The organism is Nocardioides sp. (assembly GCF_051876515.1).
Classification (GTDB): Bacteria; Actinomycetota; Actinomycetes; order Propionibacteriales; family Nocardioidaceae; genus Nocardioides.
This window is the reverse complement of the sequence record NZ_JBJEHY010000044.1, coordinates 1-16,744: the sequence shown is the minus strand read 5'-3', so window position 1 is coordinate 16,744 and position 16,744 is coordinate 1. Positions and strand designations below refer to the sequence as shown.

Annotated in this window: 18 protein-coding genes; 7 read left to right on the top strand and 11 right to left on the bottom strand. The window is 72.1% G+C overall.

Annotated elements, in window-relative coordinates; genetic code table 11:
• Positions 1-738, bottom strand: a 738-nt coding sequence (locus ACI379_RS02890) for a sulfite exporter TauE/SafE family protein (protein WP_439790556.1), incomplete at its 3' end; no start/stop codon positions are given.
• Positions 739-770: 32 nt separating this feature from the next.
• On the bottom strand, positions 771-2,180 hold the full coding sequence (locus ACI379_RS02885) for a cystathionine beta-synthase (protein ID WP_439790555.1): 1,410 nt from the start codon (positions 2,178-2,180) through the stop codon (positions 771-773).
• A 96-nt stretch (positions 2,181-2,276) separates the two neighbouring features.
• Between ACI379_RS02885 and ACI379_RS02880 the strand changes: the two genes are divergently transcribed.
• On the top strand, positions 2,277-3,287 hold the full coding sequence (locus ACI379_RS02880) for an SGNH/GDSL hydrolase family protein (RefSeq protein ID WP_439790554.1): 1,011 nt from the start codon (positions 2,277-2,279) through the stop codon (positions 3,285-3,287).
• A 59-nt stretch (positions 3,288-3,346) separates the two neighbouring features.
• On the opposite strand, the gene ACI379_RS02875 is transcribed toward ACI379_RS02880, so the two are convergent.
• The gene (locus tag ACI379_RS02875) at positions 3,347-4,183 is read right to left on the bottom strand and encodes a Bax inhibitor-1/YccA family protein (RefSeq protein WP_439790553.1); all 837 of its coding nucleotides are present in this window, start codon (positions 4,181-4,183) and stop codon (positions 3,347-3,349) included.
• Between the two features lie 127 nt (positions 4,184-4,310).
• A complete protein-coding gene (locus tag ACI379_RS02870; protein WP_439790552.1) occupies positions 4,311-7,400 on the bottom strand; it encodes an efflux RND transporter permease subunit in 3,090 nt (1,029 codons plus the stop codon).
• A gap of 174 nt (positions 7,401-7,574) precedes the next feature.
• Here ACI379_RS02870 and ACI379_RS02865 point away from each other — a divergent pair, with 174 nt between their 5' ends.
• From ACI379_RS02865 to ACI379_RS02855, 3 genes are read left to right on the top strand one after another with little or no spacing between them, the layout of a single operon-like run.
• A complete protein-coding gene (locus tag ACI379_RS02865; protein WP_439790551.1) occupies positions 7,575-8,180 on the top strand; it encodes a phosphoribosylanthranilate isomerase in 606 nt (201 codons plus the stop codon).
• Between the two features lie 14 nt (positions 8,181-8,194).
• Positions 8,195-8,863, top strand: a complete 669-nt coding sequence (locus ACI379_RS02860; protein ID WP_439790550.1) for an alpha-ketoglutarate-dependent dioxygenase AlkB family protein — start codon at positions 8,195-8,197, stop codon at positions 8,861-8,863.
• A gap of 31 nt (positions 8,864-8,894) precedes the next feature.
• A complete protein-coding gene (locus tag ACI379_RS02855) occupies positions 8,895-9,881 on the top strand; it encodes a M28 family metallopeptidase (protein WP_439790549.1) in 987 nt (328 codons plus the stop codon).
• On the opposite strand, the gene ACI379_RS02850 is transcribed toward ACI379_RS02855, so the two are convergent.
• Both ACI379_RS02850 and ACI379_RS02845 read right to left on the bottom strand, forming a co-directional pair.
• The gene (locus ACI379_RS02850) at positions 9,820-10,974 is read right to left on the bottom strand and encodes a CapA family protein (protein WP_439790548.1); all 1,155 of its coding nucleotides are present in this window, start codon (positions 10,972-10,974) and stop codon (positions 9,820-9,822) included. The genes ACI379_RS02855 and ACI379_RS02850 overlap by 62 nt on opposite strands.
• Before the next feature lie 319 nt (positions 10,975-11,293).
• Positions 11,294-12,088: an enoyl-CoA hydratase/isomerase family protein gene (locus ACI379_RS02845; protein WP_439790547.1), complete on the bottom strand. Its 795-nt coding sequence runs from the start codon at positions 12,086-12,088 to the stop codon at positions 11,294-11,296.
• A 269-nt stretch (positions 12,089-12,357) separates the two neighbouring features.
• Between ACI379_RS02845 and ACI379_RS02840 the strand changes: the two genes are divergently transcribed.
• Positions 12,358-12,516 carry a DUF5679 domain-containing protein gene (locus ACI379_RS02840; protein WP_439790546.1) on the top strand — a complete coding sequence of 53 codons (159 nt, stop codon included), beginning with the start codon at positions 12,358-12,360 and terminating at the stop codon, positions 12,514-12,516.
• 116 nt (positions 12,517-12,632) lie between these two features.
• Positions 12,633-13,181: a hypothetical protein gene (locus ACI379_RS02835; protein WP_439790545.1), complete on the top strand. Its 549-nt coding sequence runs from the start codon at positions 12,633-12,635 to the stop codon at positions 13,179-13,181.
• 3 nt (positions 13,182-13,184) lie between these two features.
• On the opposite strand, the gene ACI379_RS02830 is transcribed toward ACI379_RS02835, so the two are convergent.
• The 5 genes from ACI379_RS02830 to ACI379_RS02810 all read right to left on the bottom strand — a co-directional run bounded on the left by ACI379_RS02830 (position 13,185) and on the right by ACI379_RS02810 (position 16,584).
• On the bottom strand, positions 13,185-13,343 hold the full coding sequence (locus ACI379_RS02830; protein ID WP_439790544.1) for a hypothetical protein: 159 nt from the start codon (positions 13,341-13,343) through the stop codon (positions 13,185-13,187).
• Between the two features lie 113 nt (positions 13,344-13,456).
• Positions 13,457-13,651: a hypothetical protein gene (locus ACI379_RS02825; RefSeq protein ID WP_439790543.1), complete on the bottom strand. Its 195-nt coding sequence runs from the start codon at positions 13,649-13,651 to the stop codon at positions 13,457-13,459.
• Positions 13,652-13,685: 34 nt separating this feature from the next.
• Positions 13,686-14,027 (bottom strand): WhiB family transcriptional regulator, encoded by a 342-nt coding sequence (locus ACI379_RS02820; RefSeq protein WP_439790542.1) that lies wholly within the window; start codon positions 14,025-14,027, stop codon positions 13,686-13,688.
• Positions 14,028-14,167: 140 nt separating this feature from the next.
• Positions 14,168-14,401 carry a hypothetical protein gene (locus tag ACI379_RS02815; protein WP_439790541.1) on the bottom strand — a complete coding sequence of 78 codons (234 nt, stop codon included), beginning with the start codon at positions 14,399-14,401 and terminating at the stop codon, positions 14,168-14,170.
• A 110-nt stretch (positions 14,402-14,511) separates the two neighbouring features.
• Positions 14,512-16,584, bottom strand: a complete 2,073-nt coding sequence (locus ACI379_RS02810) for an ATP-dependent DNA helicase UvrD2 (RefSeq protein ID WP_439790540.1) — start codon at positions 16,582-16,584, stop codon at positions 14,512-14,514.
• A gap of 73 nt (positions 16,585-16,657) precedes the next feature.
• Here ACI379_RS02810 and ACI379_RS02805 point away from each other — a divergent pair.
• A partial coding sequence (locus ACI379_RS02805; protein ID WP_439790557.1) for a glutaredoxin family protein occupies positions 16,658-16,744 on the top strand: 87 nt, incomplete at its 3' end.

Below are 16,744 nucleotides of genomic sequence, written 5' to 3'. Positions count from 1 at the left end.
GAACGCCGACACGACGACCAGGAAGAACACACGGACGAAGCGGGCGCCCCGCGACACCGCGACCCGCGCCCCCAGGTATCCGCCGACGACGTTGCACACAGCCATCATGAGGCCCAGCTCCCACATCACGGCGCCCATCGGCACGAAGACGACCAGCGCGGCGAGGTTGGTGGCCCAGTTGGCCAGCCGCGCCTGGGCGGAGGCCTCGAGGAACGAGTACCCGAGCAGCCCCACCAGGCCGATCACGAAGAAGGACCCGGTGCCCGGCCCCAGCGCGCCGTCGTAGAAGCCGACCAGGAGGCCGATCACCGCCGCCAGGACGCGGTGCCTGCCGCCCCCGTGGCGCAGCATCGTCACCTCGCCGACCGACGGCCGGAACCACACGTACGCCCCCACCAGGACCAGCGCCACCAGCACCACGGGGTCGAACGCCGAGCGCGGGACCAGCGTGGCGACACCGGCCCCGCCCAGCGACCCGGCGAAGGCGAACCCCATGAGCGGCAGGAACGTCGACGGCTCTGGGTGGATCCGCCGGTAGTACGTCACCGCGCTCACCGAGGTGCCGGCGAAGGACGACAGCTTGTTGGTCGCCAGGAGCTGCACGGGGGCGGCGCCCGGCAGCGCCAGCAGCAGGGCGGGCAGCTGGACGAGCCCGCCGCCGCCGACCACGGCGTCGACGAACCCCGCCAGCAGGGCCGCCAGCGCGAGCAGCAGGAACGTCTCCAGGGTCAGGTCCACGGTCGAACCTCACCCACGGCCGTACGCGGGGCTCAGGCCTCGGGGCGGGCGGCCCGGGACAGCAGGTCCTGACGCGTCACCACGCCGACCGGCTTGCCGTCCTCGTGCACCAGCAGGGCGTCGACGTCCTTGAGGGCCGCGACGGCCGCACTGGCCGGCTCGTTGGAACCGATCGTGGGGAGCGAGGCCGACATGTGCTGCTCGACCGGGTCGGTCAGCGAGGCGGCACCGGTGAACAGCGCCTCCAGCAGGCTGCGCTCGTCGACCGATCCGGCGACCTCGGCGGCCACCACCGGCGGCTCGGCGCGGACGACGGGCATCTGCGAGACGCCGTACTCCTGCAGGATCTGGACCGCCTCGGCGATCGTCTCGGTCGGGTGCGTGTGGACCAGGGCGGGCAGCTCGCCGGACTTCCCGCGGAGCACGTCTCCCACCGTCTCGTCGGTGCCCTGACCGGGGGTGGCGAACCCGTAGCGGGCGAGCCACTCGTCGTTGAACACCTTGGTGAGGTAGCCGCGACCGGAGTCGGGCAGCAGGACCACGACCACCGCGTCGGTCCGCCCCTCCTCGGCGAGCTCGCGGGCCAGCTGGCGGGCGGCGTACGCGGCCATGCCGGACGACCCACCGACGAGCATGGCCTCCTCGCGGGCCAGACGACGGGTGAAGGCGAACGAGTCGGCGTCGGAGACCTCGATGATCCGGTCGGCGACCTCGCGGTCGTACGTCTCGGGCCAGAAGTCCTCGCCCACGCCCTCAACGAGGTACGGGCGCCCGGTGCCGCCGGAGTAGACCGAGCCGGCCGGGTCGGCGCCGACGATCTGGACGTCGCGGCCGGCCTCGGCGGCGCGCTCCTTGAGGTAGCGGCCGATCCCGCTGATCGTGCCGCCGGTGCCCACGCCTGCGACGAAGTGCGTGATCCTGCCGTCGGTCTGCTCCCAGATCTCCGGCCCGGTCGTCTCGTAGTGGCTGCGCGGGTTGTGCGGGTTGGAGTACTGGTCCGGCTTCCACGCCCCCGGCTGGGAGGCGAGGCGGTCGGAGACGTTGTAGTACGAGTCCGGGTGCTCGGGAGCGACCGCCGTGGGGCACACGACGACCTCGGCGCCGTACGCCTTGAGCACGTTGCGCTTGTCCTCGCTGACCTTGTCGGGGCACACGAAGATGCACGTGTAGCCCTTCTGCTGGGCCACCATCGCCAGGCCGACGCCGGTGTTGCCCGAGGTGGGCTCCACGATCGTCCCGCCGGGCTGCAGCGCACCGGAGGCCTCGGCGGCCTCGATCATCCGCGTCGCGATGCGGTCCTTCACCGAACCGCCCGGGTTGAGGTACTCGACCTTGGCCAGCACCAGCGGCGCCTCGGGGGCCTCGGGGAGGTCCAGGGTCCGCTGCAGGCGGACCAGCGGGGTGTTGCCGACGAGGTCGAGGAGCGAGTTCGCGTACTGCATGGTGGCCAATCTAGCCACGACCGGCGTCGGTCACAGAGTCGGCGGCTGCACGGTCCCCATCTCCCCCGCCGCCCTACCGCTCCGTAACATGGGTGCGTGGGCATCGGAGGAGCAGCACGCCGGATCGCAGCTGCCGCCGCGTACGGCGGTGGCGGCATCACGCTGCTCGGAGGAGCCGTGTACGGCCTCTTCCGGATCCAGGCGGGCATCGCGATGCGTACGGTCGGCCCCACCGACCGCCGGACCCCGCCCGACGCCAGCGGCTGGTACGGCCTGCGGCACCCCGGCCCGACCATCGAGATCGCCCTGCTGGGCGACTCCATCGTGGCCGGGTACGGCGTGGAGACGATCGAGGAGACCGTCGGGGCCCACCTCGCCACCAGCCTGACCCGGCGGTCGCGGCGACGCGTCCACCTCACCCAGTTCGGCGTCGTGGGTGCCCGCTCGATCGACCTCGACGAGCAGATCGACCGCGCGGTCCCGACCTCGCCGCAGGTCGCGGTGATCCTGATCGGCGCCAACGACGTCACCAAGACCCAGCGCCCCGCGGTCGCGGTGCGTGCGCTGGCCGAGGCCGTCCGCCGCCTGCGCGAGGCGGGCATCGAGGTGCTGGTCGGCACCTGCCCCGACCTGGGCACCATCGAGCCGATCCCCGCGCCGCTGCGCCAGATGGCCCGCAAGTGGTCGCGCTCCCTGGCCGCGGCGCAGTCGATCGCCGTCGTCGAGGCGGGCGGACGCACCATCTCCATCAGCGACATCCTCGGGCCCGAGTTCGAGGCGTCCCCGGCGACGATGTTCGGCCCCGACCGCTTCCACCCCTCCTCGGAGGGCTACTGGCGCCTGGCCGAGATCCTGACCCCGTCCGTGCTGGCCGCCGTCAACGGGGTCGACGCGGAGACCTCACCCCGCTCGTACCGCGGCGAGGGCGTCCTGCCGGTGGCCAACGCCGCCGCCCAGGCTGCCGAGGTCGGTGGCACCGAGGTCGGCGGCACCGAGGTGGACGGCTCGCAGCGGGGCGAGCGCGGCCGCTGGGCGCTGCTGCGGCACCGCGACCGTACGCCCGAGATCGACTCGGAGTCCCCCGAGGCCTCCGAGACCGCCGACTGAGACTGTGTGCAACGAGGCGCCTCCCCGAGCGGGGAGGCGCCTCGTGCGTGGAGCGGGTGTCAGTCCTGCTGGAAGATCGCCAGGAGACGCAGCAGGTTGGTGTAGATCCAGACCAGCGAGACGGTCATCGCGAAGGCCGCACGCCACGACTCGCGGACCTCGAGGCCGTTGGCCACGCCCTGCTCGACGAAGTCGAAGTCCATGATCAGCATGAACACACCGAGCACCAGGCCGGCCAGGGCGAAGACGACGCCCAGGGCGCCGTTGGCGAACAGCCCCATGCCGTTGCCGAAGAAGCTCAGCACCATCTCGAGCAGACCCAGACCGACCATGCCGAACATCGCGGCGGTCACGAAGGTGCGGAACTTGTTGCCGACCTGGATGTTGAGGAACTTGTACGCGGCCAGGGTGCCGGCGAACGCGGCGAAGGTGCCGAGCACGGCCTGCATCACGACGTTGTTGTCACCGACGTACTGCGAGACCTGCAGGTCGATCGCCTTGCTCAGCGCGCCGAGGGCCACACCCTCGAGCGCCGCGAAGGCCAGCACCAGCGCCGGGCTGATGACCTTCTTGAAGGAGTTGACCAGCGAGAGGATGAAGGCGCCACCCGAGCCGACGATGAGCGCGCCGTACAGCGTGCCGGCGTCGGCGGCGGTGACGATGTCGCCGACCACGAACCACGTCGCGAGCGCGGCGATGATGACCACGCCGATCGACATGGCCGTCTTCTGCACGACCGAGTCGATGGTCATGCGCTCGTACGACGGCATGTTGTAACCGGCGACGGGGTCGCCCGGCGCGCCGGTCCCCCACGCGGACGGGTCGGTGTACTGCGTCTGACCGTGGCCGTGGTGGAACGACTCGTTGCGGTTGAAGACAGGGTTGTTGCTCTGCATGGGTGTGGTCTCTCCTTGGAGGCCGACTGGACAACTGCCCCCATCGTAGAGGGGTACAGGACACAACGAACGGGGCTCACCGGGTGTTCCCGGCGAGCCCCGTTCGTTGATCAGCCCCTCGGGAGGCTCAGAGCGTCGGTCCGGGGAGCGCCTCGCCCTCGGCGGAAGCGGCCCGGCGCGCCTGGCGCCTGGCCTGCTTCTTGGCGGCCCGCTTCTCCTTGCGACGCTCCACCAGCAGGTACAGCGCCGGGACCAGGAGCAGCGTCAGCGCGGTCGAGGAGACCAGGCCACCGATGACCACGATCGCCAGCGGCTGCGAGATGAACGCGCTGCCGCCGGTGAGGCCCAGACCCATCGGGGTGAGGGCGAGGATCGTGGCCAGCGCGGTCATGACGATCGGGCGTACACGCTTGTGCCCGCCGTGCTCGAGCGCCTCCACGATCCCCTCACCGCGCTCGCGGGCCTGGTTGACCAGGTCGATGAGGACGATCGCGTTGGTGACCACGATGCCGACCAGCATCAGCGCACCGATCAGGGACGGCACCCCGAGCGGGATCCCGGTGACGGCCAGCAGCGCCAGCACGCCCGTCGCGGCGAACGGCACGGAGACCATGAGGATCAGCGGCTGCACCAGGGAGCGGAACGTGGCGACCATGACGACGTACACGATGGCGACCGCGACCAGCAGCGCCAGGCCCAGCTGGGCGAACGCCTCGGCCTGGTCCTCGGCGACGCCGCCGAGGGTGGCCTCGGTGCCCTCGGGCAGGTCGAGGCCGTCGAGCATCGTGGAGACCTCGGCGGTGAGGCTGCCCAGGTCCTCCGCAGCGGGCTCGGCGGAGATGGTGATGGTCCGCTGCCCGTCGATGCGACTGATGCCGGTCGCGACGAGCTCCTCCTCGACGGTGGCGGCCTGCGGGAGGGTGACACCGAAGCCGATGTCGACCTTCTCCAGCTCCTCCAGGGTCCGGGCCGGCTTCGGGTTGGCGGCGACGACGTCGACGCTCTTGCCGTCGATCGTGATCTCGCCCAGGGGCGCGTCGTTGAGGGCTGCGCCCACCACTCCCGCCAGCTGGGCGTCGGTCCAGCCGAAGGTCCGACCACCCTCGTGGGTGCCGATCGAGATGATCGGCTGGGCGGCGGCGGCGTCCGAGGTGACCTGGCCGATGCCGTCGATCTGCTGCATCTCCTCCAGCACCAGGTCGGCGGCGGCCTCCATGGACTCGTTGTCGGTGCCGGTCACCGACACCGCCAGCGCGGAGCCGAAGCCGGAGTCGGTCGCCGAGACCGTGACGTCACCGGGCGCCTCGGCCAGCTTGAGGGTCAGGTCGTCGGCGAAGTCGGCCGGCTCGACGTCCTCGTCCAGCATCAGCGAGAACGAGGTGCCACCGCCGGTGAACAGGGCCTCGACGCCCGAGGAACCGACCGTGGTCTGCACCGAGGTGACGCCCTCGAGCCCGACCAGGACCTCCTCGACCTCGCGGGCCGCCTCGTCCTGGGCGGCCAGACTCGCGCCCGGCTCCAGCTCCTGGCTGACGGTCACGGTGTTCTGGCCGCTGTCGCCCAGGAAGTTGGTCTTGATCAGCGGGTAGAGGGCCACCGTGCCGAGCAGGATCACCATCGCGACCGCGACCGTCGTCCACGGACGCCGGATGGAGAAGGTGAGCGCGGGGTCGTACAGGCGACGGAGGAACGACCTGTCCTCGTGCGCCTCCGCCTCCGCCTTGACCTGCTCGACGTCGACCGGACCGTGGGTCTCGGGCATGAACCAGTAGGCCAGGACCGGGACGATGGTGAGCGCCACCAGCAGGGAGGCCAGCAGCGCCAGCGCCACCGTGAACGCGAACGGGCGGAAGAGCTCGCCGACCTGGCCGGAGACCAGACCGATCGGCACGAAGACCGCCGCGGTGGCGATCGTCGAGGACGTGATCGCCCCACCGACCTCGCGGACGGCGGTGATGATCGCCGGGCGCTTCTCCTCGCCGTACGACAGATGCCGCTTGATGTTCTCGATGACGACGATCGAGTCGTCGACGACACGGCCGATGGCCACCGTGAGCGCGCCCAGGGTGAGGATGTTGAGCGAGTAGCCGCCCACGCGCAGGCCGATCAGGGTGACCAGCAGCGACAGCGGGATCGAGATCGCGGTGACCAGGGTCGAGCGCAGCGAGAACAGGAAGACCAGGATCACGCCGACCGCGAAGAGCAGGCCCAGGCCACCCTCGGTGAGCAGGTCCTCGATCGACTTCTCGATGAACGGCGCCTGGTCGAAGACCACCGTGAAGGTGGTGCCGTCGCCGAGCTTCTCCTCGAGCTCACCGATGACCTCGCCGACCTGGTTGGAGATGTCGACGGTGTTGCCGTCAGGCGTCTTGGTGATCGCCAGGGCGATGCTGTCCTCGCCGTCGGTGCGCGAGTAGGAGGTCGCCTCCTCGGGGGCGAGGGCGACGGTGGCGACCGCACCCAGGGTGGTCACGGAGCTGTCAGGGAGGCGTACGGCGACCTGCTTGAGCTCGTCGAGGCTGGTGGGCGTGGTGCCGACCTGAACCGAGAGGGTCTTGTCGCCCGAGTCCACGGTGCCCATCGGCATCATGCGCCCGTTCTCGTCGAGGGCGGTGGTGAGCGTGCCGGCGTTGACGCCCTTGGCCGCGGCCTTCGGCTTGATCGACACCTCGACGCGGTCCACCGGGCCACCGGAGATCGCGACCTGGCGGACGCCGTCGATGTCCTCGAACTCGGGGACGGCGAAGCGCTCCAAGGAGGAGGCCAGCTCGGCGGGCTCCTGGTCGGAGGTCACCGCCAGCTGGACGATCGGGAACTGGTCGAAGTCGCCGGCGAAGACGATCGGGTCGACGTCGTCGGGCAGCGTCTGCACGTCGGACAGCGCGGACTCGACCTGCAGCTTGGCGCGGTCCAGGTCGGTGCCGTACTCGACCTGCACCATGACGGTGCCCGAGGAGGGCGCCGAGGTCGAGGTGATCTGCTCCAGTCCGTCGACGCCGGCCAGGGCGCTCTCGAGCGGTTTGACGACCTGCTGCTCCACCGCTTCGGGCGAGGCGCCCGGGTACGGCGCGATGACACCGACCACGGGCATCTGCAGGTTGGGGATCAGCTCCATCTTGAGTGCGCCCGCGGAGATGGCCCCGAAGACGGCGACGAAGACGGTGATCAGGGCGATGAGCGCACGGTTGTGCAGCGAGAACGTGGCGAGTTTGCCCACGACGACTCCTGAGGAGGACGGTTGGATGACAGGTCGACCCGTGGTTCCGCCGAGGACGAGAACCACGCAGACGATATAGACCGGGCGGTGAGGCGTCCGCATTGTGCCGGACGACGGACGCCCGGCACGGGCGCCGCACCGTGGCGCCACAGCCGGATCGTCTACCGTGGGCCCGTGTACGTGAAGGTGTGCGGGGTGCAGGACGCCGCGACGGTCGAGGTGGCCCTGGCGGCCGGAGCCGACGCGATCGGGGTGGTGATGCACCCGCGCAGCCCCCGCCACGTGGACGAGGAGACCGCCCGCGCCGTCGTCGCCACCGTCGGCCGCGCCGCCGACACGGTGCTCGTGGTCAAGGACATGCCAGCCGAGCAGGCCGCCCGCACCGCGGCCGCCATCGGCGCGCAGGTCGTGCAGCTGCACGGCAGCTACTCCGCCGAGGAGTACGGCACCGCGCGCAGGCTGGCCGGCCGGCTCTGGCGGGCCACCGCCCTGTCGAGCGGCGACCCGCTGACGGTGGGCGCGTACGGCGAGGAGGCGCTCCTGCTCGACGCCCCGCGCCCCGGCTCCGGGGAGCGCTGGGACCTCTCCGCCCTCGCCGGGCGACGGCCCGAGGGCCACTGGCTGCTGGCGGGCGGCCTGTCGCCCGACAACGTGGCCGACGCGGTGGCGCAGGCCCGCCCGTGGGGCGTGGACGTCTCCAGCGGGGTCGAGTCCGCGCCCGGTGTGAAGGACCACGGCCTGGTCCGCGCCTTCGTCGCCGCGGCCCGGTCCGCGGGCTGAGGCCGGGTGGGGCCATGACGCTGTTCGGCGAGGAGGCCCTGCCGCGCGAGCCGTACGAGGTCGCCCCCGGCGCGGTCCACGTCCCGGGCTGGCTCGACGACGAGCAGCAACGCTGGCTCGTCGACTCGTTCCACGGCTGGGCGGCCGGGCCGGTGCCCCCGCACTCGCCGGTCGTGCGCGGCCACCCGATGAGCGTGCGGACCGTCTGCCTGGGCTGGCACTGGCGTCCGTACGCGTACAGCCGCGACGCGGTGGACGTGAACGGCGAGCGTGTGCTGGCCGTGCCCGACTGGATGGTGCGGATGGGACGCAGCGCCCTGCTGGCCGCGTACGGGGATGCGGGAGCGGCGCAGGACTACACGCCGGACACGGCGCTGGCGAACTTCTACGACGACACCGCACGCATGGGGATGCACCAGGACCGCGACGAGTCCTCCCGGGCACCGGTGGTGTCGCTGTCGGTGGGCGACGCGTGCACGTTCCGGTTCGGCAACACCGAGCACCGCAACCGCCCGTGGACGGACCTGCGGCTGGCCTCGGGGGACCTCTTCGTCTTCGGCGGCGCCTCCCGGCTGGCGTACCACGGGGTCACGCGGATCCACCCGGGCACGGCGCCCGACGGCTGCGGGCTCGACCGGGGACGGCTCAACCTCACGCTGCGGGTGACCGGACTGGAGGGCTGAGCGCGACGACGGGCGCGGGTAGGTTCTCGTCATGGGAGTCCGGCGTCCAGGGGTACGAGCCGCCGTCGCGGCCGCCCTGCTGCTCGCCCTGACCGCCTGCTCCGGCGGACCGCCGGCCACCCCTCCCCCGGCGAGGCCCTCCGGCCAGGTGCCCCCGGCCGCGACGGCGCCCTCGACGGCGCCCGCCCCGACCACACCGCTGCCGCTCGTCGCGCCCGCCGACCTGCGACGCGCCACCGCCGTGGCCGCGGCCACCCACCTGGCCGGCGCGATGGGTCCGCGGCACACCACCTCGCCGGCGTTCCGGCGTGCGGCCCGCTGGGTGCGCGGCCGGTTCGAGGCGTACGGGCTCGAGGTCACCGAGGAGCGGTTCGGTGTGCCCGGCGGGAACTCGTGGGGCGTCCCGGTGCGCGCCGGGCGCGCCGTGAACGTGGTGGCGACCCCGCCGGGGTTCGACCCGACCGAGCCGTACCTGCTGGTGGGCGCGCACCTCGACACGGTGCCGCAGGCGCCCGGTGCCGAGGACAACGGTTCGGGCGTCGGGGTGCTGCTCGCGGTCGCCGAGGCGCTGCAGGGGCGGCGCGCCCGGCTGCCGGTGGTCCTGGTCGCGTTCGGGGCCGAGGAGCCGCGCGGCAGCACCGACGCCGACCACCACTACGGGTCGCGCCACCACGTGGCCTCGATGGGGCCGGCGGGCCGAAGCGCCCTGCGCGGGATGGTGTCGCTGGACCGGGTCGGGGTGGGCGAGGTGGTCCCCGTCTGCTCGGCCACCGGGTCGGACGTACGGCTGCGGGCGGCGCTCCTCGCGGCGGCCGGACGTGCCCGGGTGCCCGTCGAGGAGTGCGTCGACACCGCCAGCGACCACGAGTCGTTCGCGACCGCCGGGTTGCCCGCCGTACGCCTCGGCTCGACCCCGTACGCCGGGTACCACTCGCCGGGTGACGTGCCGTCCGTGCTCAACCCCGCACAACTGCACCGCACGGGCCGAGTGGTCCTGGCGTGGCTGGGCGGCTCCTGACGCGGCGCGGCGGGATCGAGCTCGCGCACAGGTCGGTCAGGACGTCGCGTCCGTCGGCGCCCTCGAGCGGGACCGGGGCGAAGGTCTCGTCCATCCGGTACGGGACCGCGCGCAGGCCCGTCAGCTCGGCACCGTCGAACAGCGCGGTGAGGGCGACGCCCTCCATCGTCTGGCTCATGAAGTCCATGTCGAAGACCGCGTTGCCCAGCGAGTGCACCACCACCGTGTCACCCACCTGCTCGAACCCCTGCACCCAGTGCGGGTGACCTCCCACCACCAGGTCGGCCCCGGCGCGGGCCAGGGCGCGGGCGACGTCGGACTGCACCGGTTCGGGGGTGTGCGTGTACTGGGTGCCCCAGTGCGGCAGGACGACCACCACGTCGACGCGCTCGGCCAGCTCGCGCACCAGGCCGGTGACGTGGCGCAGGTCGTCGCGGTCCAGCGGTCCGGTCCGCGGTGGCATCCGGACCGAGAGGGCGCCGGGGGTGGTGCGCGTCGCGGCGTGGGTCTCCCCGATCGCGTTGAAGGCGAGGAACCCGAAGCGCACGCCCTCGTGGGTGAGCACCGACGCCCGCCCGGCCTCCCTGCGGTGCTCCCCCGCACCGAACGCCTGGATGCTCGACCCGTCGAAGGCGCGGACCGTCTCCACCAGCGCGCGCGTCCCGAAGTCGCCGGTGTGGTTGTTGGCCAGCGACAGTGCGTCGAACCCGAGGCGCTCCAGCCCGCGCAGGGTGCCGCCGGGGCAGACGAACGAGTCGCCGCCCTGCTGCGGCGGCCCGGCGTCCGACAGCGTGCACTCGAGGTTGGCCACCGCCAGGTCGGCCTCACCGATCAACGGCGCCAGGTGACGCAGCGGCCGTACGGGGTGCTGGCCGTCGTGGACGCGGCGCCCCAGCATCACGTCGCCGAGGACCAGCACCTCGGTACGGGGCGGCGCGGGCCCGGGGTCAGGCTCGCTCGTCCCCGACCCCTGCGGGGAGGGCGTGGACCTCGCGGTGGTGTCCGGTCGTGGGGCCGGGGCCTGGCCGGTGCAGGCGGCGAGCAGCAGCGCGAGGACAGCCACCGGGGCCACGAACACTGCGCGCAGGAGCATCGACCCACCGTACGGCGCAGCGGCACCGACCGGGGCCGGGGAGCGGCAGCGTTCATCCACAGGCACCGGCGTCCATCGCCGCTGGTCAACGCGCATTTCGGTCCGTCCACGGACCTCTTGATCCCGAGATTCTGGCCGGTTCTCCACCGCCAGCCCCGCTCCGTACACAGGTTGTCCACAGGTTTGTCCACAGCCGTGGACTGACCCCGCGTTGACCGGCTCGGGCCCTGTCTCCTAGGTTTGGCCCGCTGAAGGGCCCTGCGGCCCGGCGCCGGCAAGGGGAAGGCTGACGCCGACCGTCGCGGGGCCCTTCAGCGCGTCACGCCCCGGTGAAGCGGGGACGACGCTTCTCCGTGGCTGCCGCGATGCCCTCCTGCAGGTCGGCGGTCGCCATCGTCACCGGCTGCGCCAGGGCCTCCCACTGCAACGCGTTCTCGACGTCCGCGTGGCCGGGCGCACGGAGCGCGAGCGTGGTGAGGCGGGTCGCCACGGGGGCGTTCGCCGCGATCGCCGTCGCCGCCTGCAGCACGTCGGCCTCGAAGGCCTCGGGCTCGATGACGCGGGAGACGAGCCCGAGCCCCACGGCCTCCTCGTCCGCGACGAGCCGCCCGGTCAGCATCAGGTCGCGGGCGGCCGCGGGGCCCACCACGTCGGGCAGGGAGAACGTGCCGGCCATGCCGGGGTGCAGACCCAGCGAGGTGAACGGCACCCCCATCCGGGCCCCGCGCGCGGAGAACCGCAGGTCGCAGGCGAGGGCGAGGCACAGCCCCGCGCCGATGGCGGGGCCGTTGATGGCCGCGATCGTGGGCACCTCGAGGCGCCGCACGGTCAGCCACGCCCGGTAGAACGGCAGCATCCGGTCGCGCAGCTGGTCGACGCTGGCGTCGGGCTCGCTGGCCAGCCACGACAGGTTGCCGCCGGAGGTGAACGCCGTCCCGGCCCCGGTGACCACCACGACCCGGACGCTGCGGTCGGTGGCCAGCGACTCCACGGCACGCACCCACGACTCCGTCATCTCGGGGCTCATCGCGTTGCGCTGGTCGGGGTTGTCCAGGGTGAGGCGGGCGACGCCGTCCGCGGGTCGGTCGAGGCGCAGGTGGGTGAGTTCAGCCATGTCACCGGAGGGTACCCACGGCGGTCCGCGGGGGTGGTTCGCCGGCCCCCGCAGGGGCGTCCCAGGGGCCTCGACGGGCCCCGCCGCGGCGTCTTCGCGCCCAGCGTGATTCACGCTCAGGCCACGCTCAACGCGTGTGGTGCGTGAGTGTGGCGCGATGGTGTCGTACTGTTGCTGACGGAGCCGGGCCCCAACGCCCGCTCCCCGACGGGCTTCCCCTCGAATCCCCCGTCGCGACGACCGAGAAAATCTAAGGCAAGGAGGCCGTCATGGCGGAGACCTGGAGCGGCGAGTTCTACTGCGTCAAGTGCAAGGAGAAGCGCGAGGCGACCGGTGAGATCCGGGTGAACGACAAGGGCACCAAGATGGCCAAGGCCGTCTGCCCGACGTGTGGCACCAACCTCAACCGCATCCTCGGCAAGGCGTGAACCTCGCCCACTGGCTGTGATCGACGGCGGCGTCATCCTCGTGATGACGCCGCTGTCGCCATTTCTGACCTGTGGAGAACCGGTCCGGGGCCCTGGCTGAGTGCCACAGTGGCGCCGTGGACACCGTCTCCCAGGCCGTACGCCTCGACGCGCCCCTGGGCGTGCGTGAGCGACTCAGCGCGCTGACCCAGGCTGCAGGGCTGCGGCACAGCACCGCCGCCGGCGTCACCCTGGTGGCGGTCGCGGGGCGCCACCTGCCTGACAGCCTCAACGCGCTGATGGTCGACTCCGAGCCCCACCTCGTGCTGCGTGTCCTGCCTGAGCGCGTCGTGGTGGGGCCGTTCGTGAGCCCCGGCGTGACGGCGTGCGCCCGGTGCGTCGCGGTGTCGTACGCCGAGGAGAGCGAGGACGCCTCGGCGGCGCTCGCGCACGCCTTCTCCTCGCCGCCTGCCGGCCTCGGTCCGTCGGTCCCGCCGACGACGTGGGCGCTGCTGACGCTGGGGATGGGTCTGGCGGCTCGCGACCTGCACGCCTGGCACCGGGGCGCGTCGCCGTCGACGTGGTCGGCGACGTGGGAGGTCACCGCCGAGGGCCTGCCGGTGCTGCGGCGCTGGCGACGGCACCCGTGGTGCGGCTGCGGCTGGTTCGACGGCACCCTGACCTGAGGGTCACCACCACTCGCTGTCGAGCTTGGCCTCGATGGAACGCAGGTGCTCGCGCGCACAGGTGTCGCAGTGCCAGACCGTACGACGGCCCTCGGTGGCCTGCGACCAGGTCAGGGTCTCGGCCTCCTCGGCCTGCCGGCCACAGAACGCACACGTCCGCATGGCTCCGACAGTACGCCCGGACGGACGCCCCGGGAACGCCGGAAGCCGGTACGACCCCCGTGGGTCGTACCGGCTTCCTTGCACATCACCCGCGATCAGGGTGAGGTCCGTGGTCAGAGGGCACGGGCCAGAGCCAGCCGAGCAGACCTGGCGGCCTTCTCAGCCTTGCGGCTCATCCGGCGGGCGACGGCCATCTGCTGGCCCAACCGGAGTTCCTGCGCCTCTCCCAGGCGCGCGGCCATTTGTGCGCGCGCCAGTTCTTCGTGCATGAGATTCATGTCGGTGAGTCCGTTCTGGTGGAAGTTCATGTCAGTGGTCCTTGCTGGTGGAGGGGGTGGCGGGTCAGGCGGCCGTCTCGCTCTTGCGGGGATGGCCTCTGGGCCGCTTGCGCGGGATCACCACGCCCTGGAGGAAGAGCTCGCCGCCCCAGACGCCCCACGGCTCACGCCGTGCCTTGGCGCCGTCGAGGCACATCTCCTGCACCGGACATGCCTGGCACAGGGTCTTGGCGAACTCCACGTCGTTCGGCAGCTCGGCGAACCACAGCTCCGGGTTGTTGGCCCGGCACGGCAGCATCGCCTCGTCCACCTGGCTCGCGGCGTCGTGGAGCATCCCCAGGTACGGCATGTCGCCGGGCCGGGGGCCCTCCACCACGCGCTCGCGGTCGAGAACGCTGATGGTCATGTGTGTCACCTCCTTCTCACTGACCTGATCGCTGGTGTGCTGGTTGTCGTGAAGACATGGGGTGGGACACCGGCCAATGAGAAAGGCCGCGGATCCCGGTGAGGGGTTCCGCGGCCTGGAGGCTGCTGCTGCGAGCTGTGTCAGCTCGCGAGGAGTCTCAGGTCGGGTACACCCTCGGGTGCGCGCTTGGCGCGGTCGATGAGCACGACTGCGTGGGCATCGACCGGGGCTGCTCCGGCAGCCACCGCTGCCGTCAGGGCCCACTGGTCCCCGGTGATCACCTGGGCGCGCTCAAAATTGGCGCAGGCGGAACCGGGCATGGTGATGCCGCTGATCGGCGTGATGGCCGTCGGGTTCATCGTGTAGTTCTCCATGGGTTCCACCTCCTCAGATGGGATCAGGCGCGGACCGGTGCCAACGGTCGTGTGCGCGCGGCGTGTACTCGCAGAACGCTAAACCGGGTGCTGCACGCGACGCAAACCATTTAACGGGTAGTTTCTGAACTTTTCTCGGCGGCGACCAGATCGAGCACGTCCTGGCCGTACTTCTCCAGCTTGGAGGAGCCCACGCCGCTGATCTTGCGCAGGGCGGTGAGATCGCCCGGAAGAACCTCGGCGATCAGCTCGAGGGTGGCGTCGGTGAACACCACGAACGCGGGCACGCTGTCCTCGCGGGAACGCTCCAGGCGCCACGTCTTGAGAGCCTCGAAGACCGTCTCGTCGTACGCCGCGGGACAGGAGGAGCAGCGGCCCGTCTTCTTCTCGGCCGCGGTGCTCAGCGAGCCGCCGCAGACCTTGCAGTGCAGGGCCTTGCGGTTGCGCCGCTCGGTGCGCGACGACGTGCGCGGGGCGGACGCCCCGGCCTGCTCGGCCTGACGTACGAAGAAGCGCGACGGCTGGCGACGCCCCGAGCCGCCCGAGGAGCGCGAGGCGGCCCACGACACGTGCAACCGGTCCCGGGCGCGGGTGACGCCGACGTAGAGGAGTCGGCGCTCCTCCTCGATCGCCGCGGCGTCCTTGGCGTGGCTGATCGGCATCATCTGGTCGTGCATGCCGGCCAGGAAGACGGCGTCCCACTCCAGGCCCTTGGCCGCGTGCAGGGTGGCCAGGGTGACCCCCTCGGCGACGGGCGCGTGCTGCTCGGCGGCCCGCCGCTCCAGGTCGGCGACGAAGGAGACCAGGTCGCCGGCACCGTTCTCGGCGAACTCGGCCGCCTGGTCGACCAGCGCCTGCAGCGACTCCCACCGGTTGCGCACCTCGCCCCGGGCGGTGGGCATCTCGGCGGTCCAGCCCATCCCGGCCAGGACGGCGCCGACCTGCTCGGTGAGGCTGCCGTCGGTGACGCCGACGCGGGCGCTGCCGCGCAGCAGGGTGACGGCCTGGCGCACCTCGGGGCGGTCGAAGAACCGGGCCGCGCCGCGGACGACGTACGGGATGGAGCGCGAGGAGAGGGCCTCCTCGAAGCGCTCCGACTGGGCGTTGACGCGGAACAGGACCGCGACCTGGGAGGCGGGGGTGCCGTCGGCGAGCAGCAGCTTGATCCGCTCGGCGACGTCCTCGGCCTCGGACTCCTCGTCGTGCTCGCGGCTCCACCGCACCGGCTCCCCGGAGGGGCGTTGGGCGACGAGGTCGACGCCCTTGCTCGGGGTGCCGGCGAGGAGGTCGTTGGCGACCTGCACGACCTGCGGCGTGCAGCGGTAGTTGCGCACCAGTTCGACGGAGGTGGCGCCGGGGAACTTGTCGGTGAAGCGGCGCAGGTAGGTGGCGTCGGCGCCTGCGAAGGAGTAGATCGTCTGGGCTGGGTCGCCGACCACGCAGATCTCGTCGCGCCCGCCGAGCCACAGGTCCAGCAGGGCGGACTGCAGCGGCGAGACGTCCTGGAACTCGTCGACGACGAACCACTTGTACTGGCGGCGCACCTGGGCGGCCACGGCCTCGTTGTCGGCCAGCATGCCGGCGGTGAACAGGAGGACGTCCTCCATGTCCATGCGCCCCTGCTGACGCTTGACCTCCTCGTAGCCGTCCAGGACGCGCGCGACCTCCTCGGGGGCGAGGCTGGCCACCGACCGGTCGCGGGCCGCGGCCACGCGCGGGTAGTCGGCAGGCTGGACGTTGGAGACCTTGGCCCACTCGACCTCACCGGCCAGATCACGCAGCAGTGCCTGGTCGGCCTGGATCCGCTGGCGCCGGGCGGCCAGGGCGAGCAGGGAGAACTTGGACTCGATCAGCTCGGGCAGCTCGCGACCGTACGCGCGGGGCCAGAAGTAGCGCAGCTGACGCAGGGCGGCGGAGTGGAAGGTGCGCGCCTGCACTCCCCCGGCCCCCAGGTCGCGCAATCGGTGCCGCATCTCGCCGGCCGCACGGGTGGTGAAGGTGACGGCCAGCACCTCGGTGGGGGCGTACACACCGGCCGCGACGCCGTGCGCGATGCGGTGCGTGATCGCGCGCGTCTTGCCGGTGCCGGCGCCGGCCAGGACGCGTACCGGTCCACGCAGTGCCTCGGCGACGCGGCGTTGCTCGTCGTCGAGTCCGGCAAGCAGGTCTGCGGGGGTCGGCACGGTGCGGAACAACTCCTGGGACGTCGTGGTTGGGTGTGGTGAAACCCTAGACGCGAGGTAGGACAGTCAGACCATGACCTTCACCATGTACAGCACCCCGTGGTGCGGATACTGCCACCGGCTCAAGAGCCAGCTCGACCGCGAGGGCATCGGGTTCGAG